The 15,306-nt window shown below is 73.5% G+C and carries 13 protein-coding genes; 8 read left to right on the top strand and 5 right to left on the bottom strand.

The features are described 5' to 3' along the window. Positions 1–21: 21 nt before the first annotated feature. Both AB0H71_RS29375 and AB0H71_RS29370 read left to right on the top strand, forming a co-directional pair. On the top strand, positions 22–282 hold the full coding sequence (locus AB0H71_RS29375; RefSeq protein ID WP_357027235.1) for a hypothetical protein: 261 nt from the start codon (positions 22–24) through the stop codon (positions 280–282). Positions 283–340: 58 nt separating this feature from the next. Then, on the top strand, positions 341–1,201 hold the full coding sequence (locus tag AB0H71_RS29370) for an alpha/beta fold hydrolase (RefSeq protein WP_357027233.1): 861 nt from the start codon (positions 341–343) through the stop codon (positions 1,199–1,201). 4 nt (positions 1,202–1,205) lie between these two features. Here the strand turns inward: AB0H71_RS29370 and AB0H71_RS29365 are convergent, their stop codons facing one another. From AB0H71_RS29365 to rpmB, 3 genes are all read right to left on the bottom strand, one after another. Beyond that, on the bottom strand, positions 1,206–1,973 hold the full coding sequence (locus AB0H71_RS29365) for an enoyl-CoA hydratase-related protein (protein ID WP_357027231.1): 768 nt from the start codon (positions 1,971–1,973) through the stop codon (positions 1,206–1,208). A 10-nt stretch (positions 1,974–1,983) separates the two neighbouring features. Beyond that, positions 1,984–2,457, bottom strand: coding sequence for a GNAT family N-acetyltransferase (locus AB0H71_RS29360; protein WP_357027229.1), 474 nt, complete (start codon positions 2,455–2,457; stop codon positions 1,984–1,986). Positions 2,458–2,548: 91 nt separating this feature from the next. After that, positions 2,549–2,740 carry a 50S ribosomal protein L28 gene (rpmB, locus tag AB0H71_RS29355; RefSeq protein ID WP_011210730.1) on the bottom strand — a complete coding sequence of 64 codons (192 nt, stop codon included), beginning with the start codon at positions 2,738–2,740 and terminating at the stop codon, positions 2,549–2,551. 274 nt (positions 2,741–3,014) lie between these two features. Here rpmB and AB0H71_RS29350 point away from each other — a divergent pair, with 274 nt between their 5' ends. Together AB0H71_RS29350 and recG are read left to right on the top strand one after the other, a co-directional pair. Beyond that, entirely contained in the window at positions 3,015–4,898 is a 1,884-nt protein-coding gene (locus AB0H71_RS29350) for a DAK2 domain-containing protein (RefSeq protein ID WP_357027227.1), read from the top strand. A gap of 3 nt (positions 4,899–4,901) precedes the next feature. Beyond that, positions 4,902–7,154 carry an ATP-dependent DNA helicase RecG gene (recG, locus tag AB0H71_RS29345; RefSeq protein WP_357027225.1) on the top strand — a complete coding sequence of 751 codons (2,253 nt, stop codon included), beginning with the start codon at positions 4,902–4,904 and terminating at the stop codon, positions 7,152–7,154. Between the two features lie 28 nt (positions 7,155–7,182). Here the strand turns inward: recG and AB0H71_RS29340 are convergent, their stop codons facing one another. After that, positions 7,183–8,607 carry a short-chain fatty acyl-CoA regulator family protein gene (locus AB0H71_RS29340; RefSeq protein ID WP_357027223.1) on the bottom strand — a complete coding sequence of 475 codons (1,425 nt, stop codon included), beginning with the start codon at positions 8,605–8,607 and terminating at the stop codon, positions 7,183–7,185. A gap of 305 nt (positions 8,608–8,912) precedes the next feature. Here AB0H71_RS29340 and AB0H71_RS29335 point away from each other — a divergent pair, with 305 nt between their 5' ends. Genes AB0H71_RS29335 through coaD form a run of 3 tightly spaced genes read left to right on the top strand, consistent with a single transcriptional unit; the run spans position 8,913 to position 13,373 of the window. Next, positions 8,913–12,317: a pyruvate carboxylase gene (locus AB0H71_RS29335; protein WP_357027221.1), complete on the top strand. Its 3,405-nt coding sequence runs from the start codon at positions 8,913–8,915 to the stop codon at positions 12,315–12,317. After that, positions 12,314–12,880, top strand: coding sequence for a 16S rRNA (guanine(966)-N(2))-methyltransferase RsmD (gene rsmD / locus AB0H71_RS29330; protein WP_357027219.1), 567 nt, complete (start codon positions 12,314–12,316; stop codon positions 12,878–12,880). The genes AB0H71_RS29335 and rsmD overlap by 4 nt, the downstream gene beginning before the upstream one ends. A 10-nt stretch (positions 12,881–12,890) precedes the next feature. Continuing rightward, on the top strand, positions 12,891–13,373 hold the full coding sequence (gene coaD / locus AB0H71_RS29325) for a pantetheine-phosphate adenylyltransferase (protein WP_357027217.1): 483 nt from the start codon (positions 12,891–12,893) through the stop codon (positions 13,371–13,373). Here coaD and AB0H71_RS29320 read toward each other — a convergent pair. After that, on the bottom strand, positions 13,370–13,780 hold the full coding sequence (locus tag AB0H71_RS29320; protein WP_357027424.1) for a GtrA family protein: 411 nt from the start codon (positions 13,778–13,780) through the stop codon (positions 13,370–13,372). The genes coaD and AB0H71_RS29320 overlap by 4 nt on opposite strands. Before the next feature lie 725 nt (positions 13,781–14,505). Between AB0H71_RS29320 and AB0H71_RS29315 the strand changes: the two genes are divergently transcribed. Next, positions 14,506–15,282 (top strand): DivIVA domain-containing protein, encoded by a 777-nt coding sequence (locus AB0H71_RS29315; protein WP_357027216.1) that lies wholly within the window; start codon positions 14,506–14,508, stop codon positions 15,280–15,282. Positions 15,283–15,306: the final 24 nt, after the last annotated feature.

The following is a 15,306-nucleotide window of genomic DNA, read 5'->3' as shown; positions in this document are numbered from 1 at the left end:
AACCGAGTGAGGAGTACCCGCATGACCCGACCCTCCGTCCGCGCCTGGCGCGGAGCGGCGGCCGCCTTCGCCGTCGCCGCCGCCGTGACCGGCGGCGCCGCGACCGCGAGCGCGGCCCCGATTCCGCTGGAGCCCTACCAGCCCGCGGTCACCGAGAGCGCGCCCGCGCCGATCGGTGAGGAGTTCACCTCGACCGGTTCCTCGACGATCTCCTCGTCGGTGAACGCCAAGATCGCCTGCCTCTTCCAGCGCACCTTCAGCGCGATGCGGCTGGACTGCTGACGATCGTTTTCGCCGGATGGCACAGGTTCCGACTGGAACCTGTGCCATTCTGCATTTCGTGAGTACTGCGAACGATATCGCCGATCCCGTGACCGTGCGGCTCCCCGGCTCCGGGGTGGAGCTGGCCGGTGACCTCTTCGGCCCGGTCGACGGGCCGCTGGTCGTCTTCCTGCACGGCGGCGGCCAGACCAGGCACTCCTGGAAGCGCACCGGGGTGCGGCTGGCCGCCGCCGGGCTGCGGGTGCTGACCCTGGACGCCCGCGGCCACGGCGACAGCGAGTGGGCGCCGGACGGCGACTACAGCAGGCACCGGATGGTCGAGGACCTGCACTCCGTGCTGCGCACGCTGGGGCGGCCCGCCGTCGTGGTCGGGGCGAGCATGGGCGGGATCACCGGGCTGCTGGCCACCACCGCGCCCGGCGCCGAGCTGATCCGGGCGCTGGTGCTGGTCGACATCGTGGTGCGGCCGGAGCCGGCGGGCGTCGGCCGGGTGATCGACTTCCTCGGCAAACACACCGACGGCTTCGCCACCCTGGACGAGGCCGCCGACGCCGTCGCCGCCTACCTGCCGCACCGCCCGCGCCCGCGCAGCACCGCCGGGCTGCTGCGCAACCTGCGCAGGCGGGGCGAGCGCTGGTACTGGCACTGGGACCCGGCCATGATGGCCGGCCGGGTCGAGGACGCGCTCGAGATGACCGACCAGATGGAGGCGGCGGCGCGCGCCGTCACCATCCCGGTGCTGCTGGTGCGCGGCGGGCAGTCCGACGTCGTCAGCGCGGAGGGCGTCGCCGACTTCCTCGCGCTCGTCCCGCACGCGAAGCTCGCCGAGATCGGCGACGCCGCCCACACCGCCGCCGGCGACGACAACGACGCCTTCACGGAGAGGGTCGCGGAGTTCGTCGCTGGCATTGCCCGCTGAATTCTCAGCCGAAGTTCGGCCTGCGCTTTTCGACGAAGGCGTCTACGCCTTCGCGGCCCGTCGCGCTGTTCGCGGAGGCGGCGATGGCCTCGGTCTCGCTGTCGAGCTGGTCGCTGAGGGTCGCGGTGCGCGAGCTCAGGAGCAGGGACTTGATGGTGGCGTAGGCGGAGCGGGGCCCGGCGGCGAGGGTGCGGGCGAGGCGGAGCGCCTCGGCCTGCACCTCCTCGTCGGGGACCAGGCGGCTCAGGATGCCGATCCGCACGGCCTCGTCGGCGCTGAGCGCGGCGTCGGTGAGCAGGATCTCGCGGGCCCGGCCCGCGCCGACGAGCCGGGGCAGCGTCCAGGACATGCCGCCGTCCGGCGAGAGCCCGATTCCCGGGTAGGCGGGGCGCAGCTTCGTCTTCGGCCCACCGAGCGCGATATCGGCGGCCAGCACCAGGCTCATGCCCGCGCCCGCGGCCCAGCCCTGCACCGCGGCGACGACCGGCACCGGGGCGGCGTCGAGCAGCCGGACGAACTCGTGCAGATCGACGGCGAGCCCCCGGATGTGCGCACCGCGATCCGCGGCCGCCGCGAAGCCTCGCACGTCACCGCCGGCGCAGAAGTTGGCCCCGGTGCCCCGCAGCAGCACCGCGCCGATGCCGGAATCGAGGTCGCGCAGCGCGGCGCTGCCCGCGTTGACGCCGGTGAAATCGAGGGAAGTCCCGTTCGCGGGAGTGGCAATGGTGATCTGCAGGACGCCGTCGACGGTTTCCACATACTCGGAAGACATGACTCGCACCCTATGCGAGCGCGCCGCGGACCATCCGGAGGGTCGGTAGCAACGCGAACGGATCCAGCCCGCGCGCGCCGTCGTCGCGGAAGCCGTGGCGCCGGTAGAAGGCGCGGGCGCGCGGGTTCGCGGCCAGTACCCAGAGCGTGCACGGGGTATCGGCGGGCAGCACGCTGCCGAGCAGCGCGTCGGCGAGCCCCGTGCCGTGCTCGGCGGCCCGCACGTAGAGGGCGTGCAGCTCCAGCGCGGTGGGCGCGGCGGCGGCGCGGGCGGGGCCGGCCGAGGCGAAGCCGAGTACCGCCCCGTCGGCGGCGAGCGCCACCCGGGTGGTGATCAGCGGATCCCGCGCCACCCGGCGCCAGCGGTTCGCGCCGCGGCCGGTGCGCAGCGCGCCGAGCAGGTGCGCGGGCAGGATGTCGGCGTGCGCCTCCCGCCAGCAGTGCACGTGGCAGTCGGTGACCGCCTCGGCCGCTTCGGGCGCCATCGGGACGATCGTCACCGCGGGGCACCGACGACTGCGCCCCGGATCACCCTGCGGGTGCCGGGGCGCGAAGTCCGGTTCGGCCGGGACGGACTCAGCCGCGAACGACCTTGCCCGCCTTGAGGCAGGAGGTGCAGACGTTCATCCGCCGGGTGTTGCCCGGCGCCACCTGCGCCCGAACGGTCTGGATGTTCGGGTTCCAGCGACGGTTCGTGCGCCGGTGCGAGTGCGAGACCGACTTACCGAAGCCGGGGCCCTTGGCGCAGACGTCGCAGACGGCAGCCATAGTCGCGAGCTCCTTCATGTCATGTGGGGACGCCCGCGGGGAACGCGGGACATCCGGGAAACCGTGTCGTCACTGCCTCGCCGGACCTGGGGTACCGGCCTGCGCGAAACCGCTCGTCGAAAAGAGACTTACGAGGTGGCCGCGCGAGGCAACCCTGCAAGGGTATCGGGAGCCCCGGTGATCCGCCAAACCGGGTCCCGCCGGTGCCCGGCGGCCCGCTAACCTGGCGTGCGGCGGCGGGGTGGGGGTCCACGGACGACGGAGAGGGTGGCTGGTGCCCGGAGTGCGGGACGGAATGGACGGTACCGCGCTGCTGCGCTGGGGCAGGCTCTGCCTCGCCGGTTTGGAGCGTACCCGCTCGGAGATCAACGCGCTCAACGTCTTTCCCATCGCCGACGCGGACACCGGCACCAACCTGCTCGCCACCATGCGGGCCGCCATGGTGGCCGCGGGCGGCGTGGCGGGCGGCGAGGTGCACGCGGTCGCGGCGGCGATGGCCAGGGGCGCCACCGCCGGGGCGCGCGGCAACTCCGGGATCATCCTGTCGCAGGTGCTGCGCGGGATCGCGGACGCGGTGCGGCCCGAGGGCGACCGGCCCGTGCCGGTGGACGCCGCGGTGCTGCGGGCCGCGCTGGCCAGGGCGGCGGCGCTGGTGCGGGAGTCGCTGAGCACACCGGTCGAGGGGACCATCCTCACCGTGCTCGACGCCGCGGCGGCCGCGGCGGGGGAGTGCGCCGAGCACACGCCGGTCGCCGTCGCGGTGGCGGCGGCGGAGGGCGCCGCGGACGCGCTCGGGCACACGCCCGACCAGCTCGGGGTGCTCCGCGAGGCGGGGGTGGTCGACGCGGGCGCCCGCGGGCTGCTCGTCCTGCTCGACGCGCTCGTCGAGGTGACCGGTGGCTCCGCCCCGCCCCGCCGCGACTACCGCCCCGAGCCCGGCGGCGCCCATCCCCCGGACGCCCCGGCGGAGGATCACCTGCCCCGCACACCTCCGCGCGCCGCCGCCTGCACGGCGCCGCACGCCGCTGCGCCCGGCCTCGCGGGCACCGCCGTCTCCCGTCTCGTGGGCGACCTCTCCAGCACGGCCGCCGAGGGGTCGCCGCGCCGGGCGGGCGCGCCGGACCGGGACGGTTCCGGTGCGCGCCAGGCGGACGCTTCCGACGCGGACGGCCCGAAGTCCGGCGGTTCGCGCGCGGGAGCGGAGAGCGCCGCCCCGGCCCCCGGGGCGAAGCACGCGCCCTGCTTCGAGGTCATGTACCTGCTGACCGGCACCGACGAGACCAGGGTCAAGCAGCTGCGGGACCGGCTCGGCGAGCTGGGCGACTCGGTGGTGGTGGTCGGCGACGGCGAGCAGACCTGGTCCGCGCACGTGCACTGCGCCGACGCGGGCGCCGCGGTGGAGGCCGGGATGGCGGCGGGCACCGTGCGCGACATCCGCATCGAGAGCTTCGTGATCACCGCGGTCGGCACGCACGCGCCGGTGCGCACCCGCGGCCCGGCCGACCGCGGCATCCTCGCCATCGCCGCGGGCGAGGGCGCCGCCACCCTGTTTCGCACGGCGGGCGCGGTGGTGCTCCCCGGCGGCGAGGGCACGATCACCGCGAGCGAACTGCTCGGCGCCATTCGCCGGATGCCGAACCGCGAGGTGCTGGTCCTGCCGAACGGCGCACTCCCGGCGCACGAACTGGTGGCCGTCGGCATCGCGGCCCGCGACGCCGACCGCGATGTCCTGCTGCTGCCGAGCGGCTCGATGGTGCAGGGCATGGCCGCGCTCGCGGTGCACGACCGCGGCCGGATCGCGGTGGACGATGCCTTCGCCATGTCCGAGGCGGCGGCGGGCACCCGCTGGGGGGCGGTGCGGGTGGCGGGGCAACGCGCGCTCACCATGGTCGGCACCTGCGAGCCGGGCGAGGGGCTCGGCCTGGCCGGGCTGGACGTGGTGGTGATCGAGCGGGACCCGGCGACCGCCGGGATCGTGCTGCTGGATCGGATGCTCGCCTTCGGCGGCGAGCTGGTGACGCTGCTCATGGGCGCGGCGGCACCGCCCGGGCTGGCCGCCGCGCTGTCCGGGCATATCGAGGAGCGATTCTCCGGAATCGAGGTTGCGGTCTACACCGGCGGACAGCCGGAGGACCTGGTGCAGATAGGTGTGGAGTAGACAATGGCGACACTCGGTGACCGGCTCGACCACCTGCTCGGCCGGAAGGCGGCGGATTCCCTGGCCGACGCCTTCGACATGCACACCGCGGAGGACCTGCTGCGGCACTACCCGCTGCGCTACGCCACCCAGGGCCAGCCGCTCACCGAGGAGGAGCCGGAGGACGGCGCGCACGTCACCGTCATCGGCCGGATCACCAAGGCCGACCTGCGCCCGATGCGCAATCGCCGCGGCTCGCTGCTCAAGGTCGCGCTGGACACCGGCTCCGGGCGCCCGGTCGACGTCACCTTCTTCAATGGCGACAAGGTCAAGTACGCGGTGAAGCAGGGGGTGCGGGCCATGATGTCGGGCACCGTGAACTACTGGCGGCCCGGCCAGTGGAGCCTGAACCACCCCGGCTACCTGATCCTGCCGGAGGAGGACGAGCCCGCCACCCTGACCACCGTGCGCGGCGCGGGCGACCTGGCCGGGCTGGCGCGCAGCGCGCAGGGCGCCGACGGCGTGGACACCGCGTTCTTCGAGCGCGAGTTCGTCCCGGTCTACCCGGCGACGGCGAAGGTGCAGAGCTGGGATCTGCTCGCCTGCGTCCGCCAGGTGCTGGAGCAGCTCGACCCGCTGGACGACCCGCTGCCCGAGCCGGTGCGCGCGGAGCGCGGCCTGCTCGGCATCACCGAGGCGCTGCGCCTCGTCCACCTGCCCGACCACCGCGCCGATATCGACCGGGCCAGGGACCGGCTGCGCTTCGACGAGGCGCTGGCGCTGCAGCTGGTGCTCGCCGAGCGCAGGCACGAGGTCGAGGGCCGCACCGCGCACCCCTGCCCGCCGCGCCCGGACGGCATCGCCGCCGCCTTCGCCGCGAAGCTGCCCTTCGAGCTGACCGCCGGGCAGCGCCAGGTCATCGCCGAGATCTCCGCCGACCTGGGGCGCGCGCGGCCGACGCACCGGCTGCTGCAGGGCGAGGTGGGCTCCGGCAAGACCATCGTCGCGCTGCACGCCATGCTGCAGGTGGTCGACGCGGGGAAGCAGTGCGCGCTGCTCGCCCCCACCGAGGTGCTCGCCGCGCAGCACCACCGCTCGCTGCGCGCCATGCTCGGCGAGCTCGCGGCGGCGGGGGAGCTCGGAGCCGCCGAGCACGCCACCCGGGTGGTGCTGCTCACCGGCTCGATGGGGGCCGCGGCGCGCAAGGCGGCGCTGCTGGCCGCGGTCACCGGTGAGGCCGGGATCGTGATCGGCACGCACGCGCTCATCCAGGACGCGGTCGAGTTCTTCGACCTCGGCATGGTGGTGGTGGACGAGCAGCACCGCTTCGGCGTCGAGCAGCGGGACGCGCTGCGCGCCAAGGCCAAGGGCGGCACCAGCCCGCACCTGCTGGTCATGACCGCGACCCCGATCCCGCGCACCATCGCCATGACCACCCTCGGCGACCTGGAGACCTCCACCCTCACCGAGCTGCCGCGCGGCCGCTCGCCCATCGCCTCCCGGGTGGTGCCGCGCAGGCAGCACCCCGGCTGGGTGGAGCGGGCCTGGGAGCGGATCACCGAGGAGGTGCAGGCCGGGCGGCAGGCGTACGTGGTCTGCTCGCGCATCGGCGACGACGAGGAGAAGCCGAAGAAGGGGAAGAAGGCGGCCGAGAAGGAGCCGCCGAACACCCAGGCGGTGCTCGACGTCTACGAGGAGCTGCGCGGCGGCGCGCTGGCCGGGCTCCGGGTCGGGCTGCTGCACGGCCGGCTCCCGGCCGACGAGAAGGACGAGGTGATGCGCGCGTTCAACGCGGGCAGCGTGGACGTCCTGGTCTGCACCACCGTGGTCGAGGTCGGGGTCGACGTGCCGAACGCCACCGTCATGGTGATCCTGGACGCCGACCGGTTCGGCGTCAGCCAGCTGCATCAGCTGCGCGGGCGGATCGGCCGCGGTGCGCACGCCAGCCTCTGCCTGCTGGTCACCGATGCCGCGCCGGGCGGGACCGCCATGACCCGGCTGGAGGCGGTGGCCGCCACCACCGACGGCTTCGAGCTGGCGGTGCTCGACCTGAAGCAGCGCAGGGAGGGCGATGTGCTCGGCTCCGCGCAGAGCGGGACCGCCCGCTCGCTGCGGCTGCTCTCGCTCCTCGACGATCTCGAAACCATCAGCGCGGCCAAGGATTTCGCCCGTACGGTGGTCGAAGAGGATCCGGGACTGGAGGCGCATCCCGGTCTCGCGGCCATGATGCGCGCCGCCGTCGACGGCGAGCGCCTGGAGTACCTCGCCAAATCCTGACGCCCGCCGCGCCCCGCGCCCGCGCGGTCTACCCCCGGCCCAGGCGGGGGTAGGGCAGGTCGGTGCTGACGTGCTCCGGCAGCGCCAGCGCGGCGCCGATCTGCGGGAACGCGCGCTGGGTGCAGCAGGCGCGGTCGCACACCTTGCACCCGGCGCCGATCGGCACGGCGGCCTGCGGATCGTCCACCCGCAGCCCGCGCGCGTAGACCGTGCGCTCCGCGTGCTCCAGATCGCAGCCGAGCGCGACCGCGAAATCCTTGGCCGGTGCGCCGTACCCGCGCGGGTTCGGCGCCGCGGTGCGGGCGATCCAGAGGTAGCGCCGCCCGTCCGGCATCTCGGCGATCTGGGTGAGGATCCGCCCCGGGTTGGCGAATGCCTCGTGCACCACCCAGAGCGGGCAGGAGCCACCGACCCGGGAGAAGTGGAACGCGGTGGCGGACTGCCGCTTCGAGATATTGCCCGCCCGGTCGGTGCGGACGAAGAAGAACGGCACCCCGCGCCTGCCCTGCCGCTGCAGCGTGGAGAGCCGGTGGCACACCGTCTCGAACCCGACCTCGAAGCGCAGCCCGAGCAGGTCGATGTCGTAGCGCAGCTCCTCCGCCGAGCGCAGGAAGCGGCCGTACGGCAGCACCAGCGCCCCGGCGAAGTAGTGCGCGAGCCCGATCCGCGCCAGCGCGCGGGATTCCCCGGCGAGCGACGGGGTCTCGGCGAGCACCGCGTCGATCTCCCTGCTGTGCAGCAGGAAACCGAGCGTGGCCGCGATCTGGAAGGCGCGCTGCCCCGGCCGCAGCCGGCGGGCCAGGGTGAGGGTGCGGCTCTCCGGGTCGTACTGCCGCTTGGGGATGGCCGGGTCGGCGCCGTCGCCGCGGACCAGCACGGTGACCCCGGCCCGGTCCTCGGCGACCCGGGCCAGCTGGCGGTCGAGCGAGCCGACGGTCAGCCCGGACTGCTCGAAGAGCTGCTCGGCGGCCTGGTCCAGGCTGGGGATGTGGTTGTGGTGGTCGTAGAAGAAGTCGCGCACGTCCTCGTAGGGCATGGGCGCACCGGGGGCGCCCGCGGGCGCGTCCATCCGGGAGGAGAGCAGATCCAGCTGGTCGGTGGCGGCGCGCAGCCGCCGGTGCATCCCGACCACCAGCCGGGCCACCTCGGGCAGCCGGGTCGCCAGCTCCTCCACCTCGGTGACCGGCGCGGTGTCGCCGCCCGCCGCGTCCACCAGCACCTCGTGCAGATCGGAGACCAGCCTGGCATCGGAGTCGGTGGCGAAGAACTGGACGTCGAGGTCGAAGGTCGAGTTCAGCTTGAGCAGCACCGGAATGGTGAGCGGGCGCTGGTCCCGCTCCAGCTGGTTGAGGTAGCTCGGCGAGAGGTCGAGCGACTTGGCCAGCGCGGCCTGGGTCATCCTTCGTTCCTCGCGCAGCCGCCGCAGCCGGGCGCCCGCGTACATCTTGCGCACCCGCCAGATGGTAGACCTCCGTCTTCGCAATCATCGCAGAATGGCGCACCCCGGCCGGCGGAATTTCGATACCGCAAGGTCTTTCAGGCCCCTGCCCTGCTGCGTAGCGTGCGAAGGAGCGCGCGGCCGGAAAGTCGCCACTCTAACGCCGGCCGGGCGGCGGTGCCTACTTCGGCGGCTCGGCGCGCCGTCATGTGACATCCGTATGAACGGGACTTCGCAACGGTGCGAGGAGCGGTTGTGAAGAAGTTCCGAATACGGGAATCGGTGTTCGCCCAGCTCGCCGGGTTCGGTACGTTGGGCTGATGTTCTCGAAAGTCTTGGTCGCCAATCGCGGTGAGATCGCTATTCGGGCCTTCCGCGCCGCCTACGAACTCGGGATCGGGACGGTGGCGGTCTTCCCGTACGAGGATCGCAACTCCGTGCACCGGCTCAAGGCCGACGAGTCCTACCAGATCGGCGAGCAGGGCCACCCGGTGCGGGCGTACCTGTCGATCGAGGCCGTGATCGACGCCGCCAAGACCGCGGGCGCGGACGCCATCTACCCGGGGTACGGCTTCCTGTCCGAGAACCCCGACCTGGCCGCCGCCTGCGCGGCCGAGGGCATCACCTTCATCGGGCCGTCGGCCGAGGTGCTGGAGCTGGCGGGGAACAAGGCGCGCGCGGTGGCCGCGGCGCGGGCGGCCGGGCTGCCGGTGCTGAAGTCGAGCGAGCCCTCCGCGGATGTGGAGGAGCTGGTCGCGGCCTCGGCCGAGCTGGAGTTCCCGGTCTTCGTCAAGGCGGTCGCCGGTGGCGGTGGCCGCGGGATGCGGCGGGTGGCCGAGCCGGCGGGGCTGCGCGAGGCGATCGAGGCGGCCTCGCGGGAGGCGGAGTCGGCGTTCGGCGATCCCACGGTCTTCCTGGAGCAGGCCGTGGTGAACCCGCGCCACATCGAGGTGCAGATCCTGGCCGATCAGCACGGGAACGTCATGCACCTGTTCGAGCGGGACTGCTCGCTGCAGCGGCGCCACCAGAAGGTGATCGAGCTCGCGCCCGCGCCGAACCTCGACCCCGAGCTGCGCGAGCGGATCTGCGCGGATGCGGTGGCCTTCGCGCGGGAGATCGACTACTCGTGCGCGGGGACCGTGGAGTTCCTGCTGGACGAGCGCGGCAACCACGTCTTCATCGAGATGAACCCGCGCATCCAGGTCGAGCACACGGTGACCGAGGAGATCACCGATGTGGACCTGGTGCAGTCGCAGCTGCGGATCGCGGCGGGGGAGTCGCTGGCGGACCTCGGGCTGAGCCAGGACACCGTGCAGATCCGGGGCGCCGCGCTGCAGTGCCGGATCACGACCGAGGACCCGGCGAACGGCTTCCGCCCCGACACCGGGCGGATCACCGCCTACCGCACCCCGGGCGGCGCCGGGATCCGGCTGGACGGCGGCGCGAACCTGGGCGCCGTGATCGGCGCCTACTTCGACTCCATGCTGGTCAAGCTGACCTGCCGGGGCCGGGATTTCGAGCTCGCGGTGGCGCGGGCGCGCCGGGCGCTCGCCGAGTTCCGGATCCGCGGCGTGACCACCAATATCCCGTTCCTCTTCGCCGTGCTGGACGACCCCGACTTCCGGGCGGGGCGGGTGACGACGTCGTTCATCGACGAGCGGCCGCAGCTGCTGCGGCTGCCGGAGTCCGGCGACCGGGGAACCAAGATCCTGAACTACCTCGCCGACGTCACGGTGAACAAGCCGCACGGGGAGCGGCCGACGGCGGTGTACCCGCACGACAAGCTGCCCGCGCTCGACCTGTCGGTGCCGCCGCCGGACGGGTCGCGGCAGAAGCTGCTCGCGCTCGGGCCCGAGGGGTTCGCGAAGGCGTTGCGCGAGCAGAAGGCGGTCGGGGTCACCGACACCACCTTCCGCGACGCGCACCAGTCGCTGCTCGCGACCCGGGTTCGGACCAACGGTCTGCTGCAGGTCGCCGGGCACGTGGCGCGCTCGACGCCGGAGCTGCTCTCGGTGGAGTGCTGGGGCGGGGCCACCTACGACGTGGCGCTGCGCTTCCTGCACGAGGATCCGTGGGAGCGGCTGGTCGCGCTGCGCGAGGCGATCCCGAACATCTGCCTGCAGATGCTGCTGCGAGGGCGCAACACCGTCGGCTACACGCCGTACCCGGAGAAGGTGACGCGGGCGTTCGTCGCCGAGGCGACGTCGTCGGGGATCGATATCTTCCGGATCTTCGACGCGCTCAACAATGTCGACCAGATGCGGCCCGCGATCGACGCGGTGCGGGAGACCGGGACGGCGCTGGCCGAGGTCGCGCTGTCCTACACCGGCGACCTCGCCGACCCGAACGAGAACCTCTACACCCTCGACTACTACCTGCGGCTCGCCGAGCAGATCGTGGACGCCGGCGCGCACGTGCTGGCGATCAAGGACATGGCCGGGCTGCTGCGCGCCCCCGCCGCGACCACGCTCGTGACCGCGCTGCGCAGCAACTTCGACCTGCCGGTGCACGTCCACACGCACGACACCCCCGGCGGGCAGCTCGCCACCTACCTCGCCGCCTGGCAGGCCGGGGCGGACGCCGTCGACGGCGCGAGCGCGGCGATGGCGGGCACGACGAGCCAGCCCGCGCTGTCGGCGATCGTGGCGGCGGCCGCGCACAGCGAGTTCGACACCGGACTCGATCTGCGGGCCGTCTGCGATCTGGAGCCGTACTGGGAGGCGCTGCGGAAGGTGTACGCGCCGTTCGAGTCCGGGCTCCCGGCCCCGACCGGGCGCGTCTACACCCACGAGATCCCCGGCGGGCAGCTGTCGAACCTGCGCCAGCAGGCCATCGCGCTCGGGCTCGGTGACCGCTTCGAGGAGGTCGAGGCCACCTACGCGGCGGCGGATCGGATGCTCGGCCGCCTGATCAAGGTGACGCCCTCGTCGAAGGTCGTCGGTGACCTCGCCCTCGCCCTGGTCGGGACGGGCGTGGATGCCGAGCAGTTCGCCGCCGACCCGGCCCGCTACGACATCCCGGACTCGGTGATCGGTTTCCTGCGCGGCGAGCTCGGCACCCCGGCCGGTGGCTGGCCCGAGCCCTTCCGCACCCGCGCGCTGGAGGGCCGCACCGACCCCAAGCCGGTCACCCCGCTCTCCGACGAGGACGAGAAGGCGCTCGACGGCGACTCCCTGGAGCGCCGCGCTGTACTCAACCGGCTGCTCTTCCCCGGCCCGACCACCGAGTTCCTGGCGCACCGCGAGACCTACGGCGACACCTCCGGCCTCTCGGCGAACCAGTTCTTCTACGGCCTGCGCCGCGGTGAGGAGCACCGGGTGCAGCTGGAGAAGGGCGTCACCCTGCTCATCGGGCTGGAGGCGATCTCCGAGCCGGACGAGCGCGGGATGCGCACGGTCATGTGCATCCTCAACGGGCAGCTGCGCCCGGTGGCGGTGCGGGACCGCTCCATCGCGGGCGAGGTGAAGTCGGCGGAGAAGGCCGACCGCAATGATTCCCGGCACGTGGCGGCGCCGTTCGCGGGCGTGGTCACGCTGACGGTGGGCGAGGGCGACTCCGTCGCGGCGGGCGACACCATCGGCACCATCGAGGCCATGAAGATGGAGGCCGCCATCACCGCCCCGCGCCCCGGCACGGTGGCGCGGATCGCGATCAGCTCCGTCCAGCAGGTGGAGGGCGGCGACCTGCTGCTCGAGCTGGCCGGGCGGGAGTCCGCGGCGGAATGACGCGGATCGTCGCCGGGGCGGCGGGCGGGCGGCGGCTGCGGGTGCCGCCCGCGGGGACCAGGCCCACCTCGGATCGGGTGCGCGAGGCGCTGTTCAGCGCGCTCGCGGCCCGGCTCGACTTCGACGGGCTGCGGGTGCTCGACCTCTACGCCGGGTCGGGGGCGCTCGGGCTGGAGGCGCTCTCCCGCGGGGCCGAGGTCGCCCTGCTGGTGGAGTCGGATCGGAAGGCGGGGGCGGTGATCAGGGCCAATATCGCCGAACTCGGGTTGCCGGGGGCGCAGCTGCGGGCCGGTACCGTCGGCGCCGTGCTGGCGACCCCGCCCGCCGAGCCCTTCGACCTGGTCTTCGCCGACCCGCCCTACGACCTCGGCGTGACCGCCGTGGAAGCCGATCTCGCCGCGCTCGTCCGCGGCTGGCTGGCGCCGGAGGCGCTGGTGGTGGTCGAGCGCTCCGCGCGCGGTGCGGAGATCACCTGGCCGGACGGTTTCCGCGCCGAGAAGGTGCGCCGCTACGGCGAAACGCGCTTGGAACTCGCCGAGTTCGCCCCGGCCGGCGGCTGCTAGCGTCTGCACCATGGCAGGAGCGCTGTGCCCGGGCTCGTTCGACCCGGTGACGAACGGACACGTCGACGTCTTCCGGCGGGTGGCGGCCCAGTTCGACGAGGTGATCGTGACCGTCAATGTGAACCCCAAGAAGCAGGGCATGTTCACCGTGCCGGAGCGCATGGAGATGCTCCGCGAGGCCACCGCCGACCTGCCCAATGTGCGGGTCGAGTCGTGGCAGGGGCTGACCGTCGACTTCGCGAAGGAGCAGGGCGTCACCGCCATCGTTAAGGGGCTGCGGGACGCCGGTGACTTCGGCTACGAGCTGCAGATGGCGCAGATGAACAGGAAGCTCGCCGGGGTCGACACCTTCTTCATCGCCACCGACCCGGCGTTCAGCTACCTCTCCAGTTCGCTGGTCAAGGAGGTCGCGAAGTTCGGCGGCGATGTCGCCGACATGCTGCCGCCCGCCGTGCACAAGGCGCTGCTCGCCCGGCTGGCCGAGCAGGGTTAGAAGACCCAGCCGCGCAGCGCGAGGAAGCGCAGCGTGCCGACCGCGGCGGTGATCGCCAGAACCGCCGCGGCCTGGCCGATCCCGCCGAGCCCGGGCGAGGCCACCTCCAGCGCGGCCAGCCCGGCCGAGGTGATGAGCAGCCCGGCGACGGCGAGCCCGCCGCCCTCCCACTGCGCGGTGAACCAGCCGACCCGGTCCGCGGCGCGGAAGGTGAGCCTGCGGTGCAGTTCATTGGCGACCACGGTGCTCGCCACCGAGCCGACCATGTTCGCGGGCAGCGACCCCGAGCCGAGCAGCGCCAGGAACAGCGCCACGTACACGACATTGCTGGCCATCCCGACCATGGCGAAGCGCACCAGCTGGGCGGGGGCGCGGTCGCCGCGCAGGTAGGTGACCAGCGTGACCAGCCCGGCGCGCGTGCGCTGGGTGCCCCGCACCAGCGCGGCCCCGCCCGCCACCCGCAGCCCCGTCACCCGCCCGCGCCGCCCGGCCTCGGCGCCCCGCTCCCCGGTGCGATGCGTCCCCCGGCCGGTCAGCCGGAACCGCCCGCCCCCACGCGACCCGGTCGGTCGCCCGGCACACTGCCCGCCGCGGGATCCGGCCCGGTCGTCGGCACGCCCGACGTTTCGGTTATCGAGAGACCCGCCGCCGCGGGATTCGGCTTGATCCTCGGCGTACCCGCCGCCGCGCTGCTCATCGGTGCCCGCCCCGGAGCGGGCCTCGCGCTCGCCCCCGGGCGAGCGCGGCATCGCCATCGGCGTCCACGGCGCGAGCAGAGCGGTGAGATGCGACATCACCGCGGTGCGCGGGTGCAGGACGGTCATACGCGTTCCGATCGCGAGAGCCGGGCACCGGGCGGCGCGGAGGAGTTCCGCTGCCCGCCCGAGGGCGGGTGTCCGGGGCGGCGGCTGCCTACCCGCAGGATCCTGGGTGGAGCCTGCGATTCGCTTGCGAAGATCTTGCGACCCTCGCGAGTAGTCTACATCAACCGGAGGTTTGCTCTCCACTTGCTCCTGAGGGAATCCTGTGATTCCGCGCAACCCCTCGACACACCGGCCACGCACCCGGGTAGACCCGGCCGTTCCGGGCAGACTGGAGCGAAGGCGAAGTGTGTGCCGAGGAGGGTGACAGCATGTATCGCGTATTCGAAGCGCTCGACGAGCTCGTGGCGATCGTCGAGGAGGCGCGCGGCATCCCGCCGACCCGCAACTGCATCGTCCCCCGCGGCGAGGTGCTCGAGCTCCTGGACGACGTGCGGGACGCGCTGCCGGGCGAACTCGACGACGCGCAGGACGTGCTCGACCACCGGGACAAGATCGTCACCGATGCCCGCACCTCCGCCGAGGCCACCGTCAGCGGCGCCGACGAGCAGGCGCGGGACACCCTGGAGTCCTCGCGCGCCGAGGCCGAGCGCATCCTGGCCGAGGCCAAGGCGCACGCCGACCGGATGGTGGCGGAGGCCAACGCGCACGCCGACCACCTGGTGACCGGCGCCCAGGCCGAGGCGGACCGGCTGGTCGCCGACGGCAACGCCGAGTACGACGCGGTCACCGGCCGGGCGCGGGTGGAGTCGGAGCGGATGATCGAGGCCGGCAAGGCCGCCTACGAGCGCTCGGTCGCCGAGGGCGAGGCCGAGCGGGCCCGGCTGGTGGCGCAGACCGAGGTGGTGCGCGCCGCGCACGCCGAGTCCGCGCGGGTGATCGATGCCGCGCACGCCGAGACCGACCGCATGCGCGACGAGTGCGACCACTACGTCGACGGCAAGCTCGCCGACTTCGAGGAGACGCTGAACAGCACGCTGCGCACCGTCGTCCGGGGCAGGCACCAGCTGCGCGCCGAGGCCGGGCAGGCGCCGGACTACGCCGCCGAGTACCCGGCCCCCGAGTACCTCACCGACTACCGGCGCTGAGCGCGATTGGGCAGCGCGGTTGCC

Origin of the sequence: Nocardia sp. NPDC050697, assembly GCF_040654395.1 — a bacterium.
In the GTDB taxonomy this organism is placed as follows: domain Bacteria; phylum Actinomycetota; class Actinomycetes; order Mycobacteriales; family Mycobacteriaceae; genus Nocardia.
Note: the sequence above shows the minus strand (reverse complement) of the source record. Positions and strands in the feature narration are given on the sequence as shown.

Coding starts and splice junctions, on each gene's coding strand:
- AB0H71_RS29360 (WP_357027229.1), bottom strand. CDS start 2,457: ATGGCGCCCGAAGCGGCCGAGGCGGTCACCGACTGCCACGTGCACTGC.
- AB0H71_RS29365 (WP_357027231.1), bottom strand. CDS start 1,973: ATGTCTTCCGAGTATGTGGAAACCGTCGACGGCGTCCTGCAGATCACC.
- AB0H71_RS29335 (WP_357027221.1), top strand. CDS start 8,913: ATGTTCTCGAAAGTCTTGGTCGCCAATCGCGGTGAGATCGCTATTCGG.
- AB0H71_RS29315 (WP_357027216.1), top strand. CDS start 14,506: ATGTATCGCGTATTCGAAGCGCTCGACGAGCTCGTGGCGATCGTCGAG.
- rpmB (WP_011210730.1), bottom strand. CDS start 2,740: ATGGCTGCCGTCTGCGACGTCTGCGCCAAGGGCCCCGGCTTCGGTAAG.
- recG (WP_357027225.1), top strand. CDS start 4,902: ATGGCGACACTCGGTGACCGGCTCGACCACCTGCTCGGCCGGAAGGCG.
- rsmD (WP_357027219.1), top strand. CDS start 12,314: ATGACGCGGATCGTCGCCGGGGCGGCGGGCGGGCGGCGGCTGCGGGTG.
- coaD (WP_357027217.1), top strand. CDS start 12,891: ATGGCAGGAGCGCTGTGCCCGGGCTCGTTCGACCCGGTGACGAACGGA.
- AB0H71_RS29375 (WP_357027235.1), top strand. CDS start 22: ATGACCCGACCCTCCGTCCGCGCCTGGCGCGGAGCGGCGGCCGCCTTC.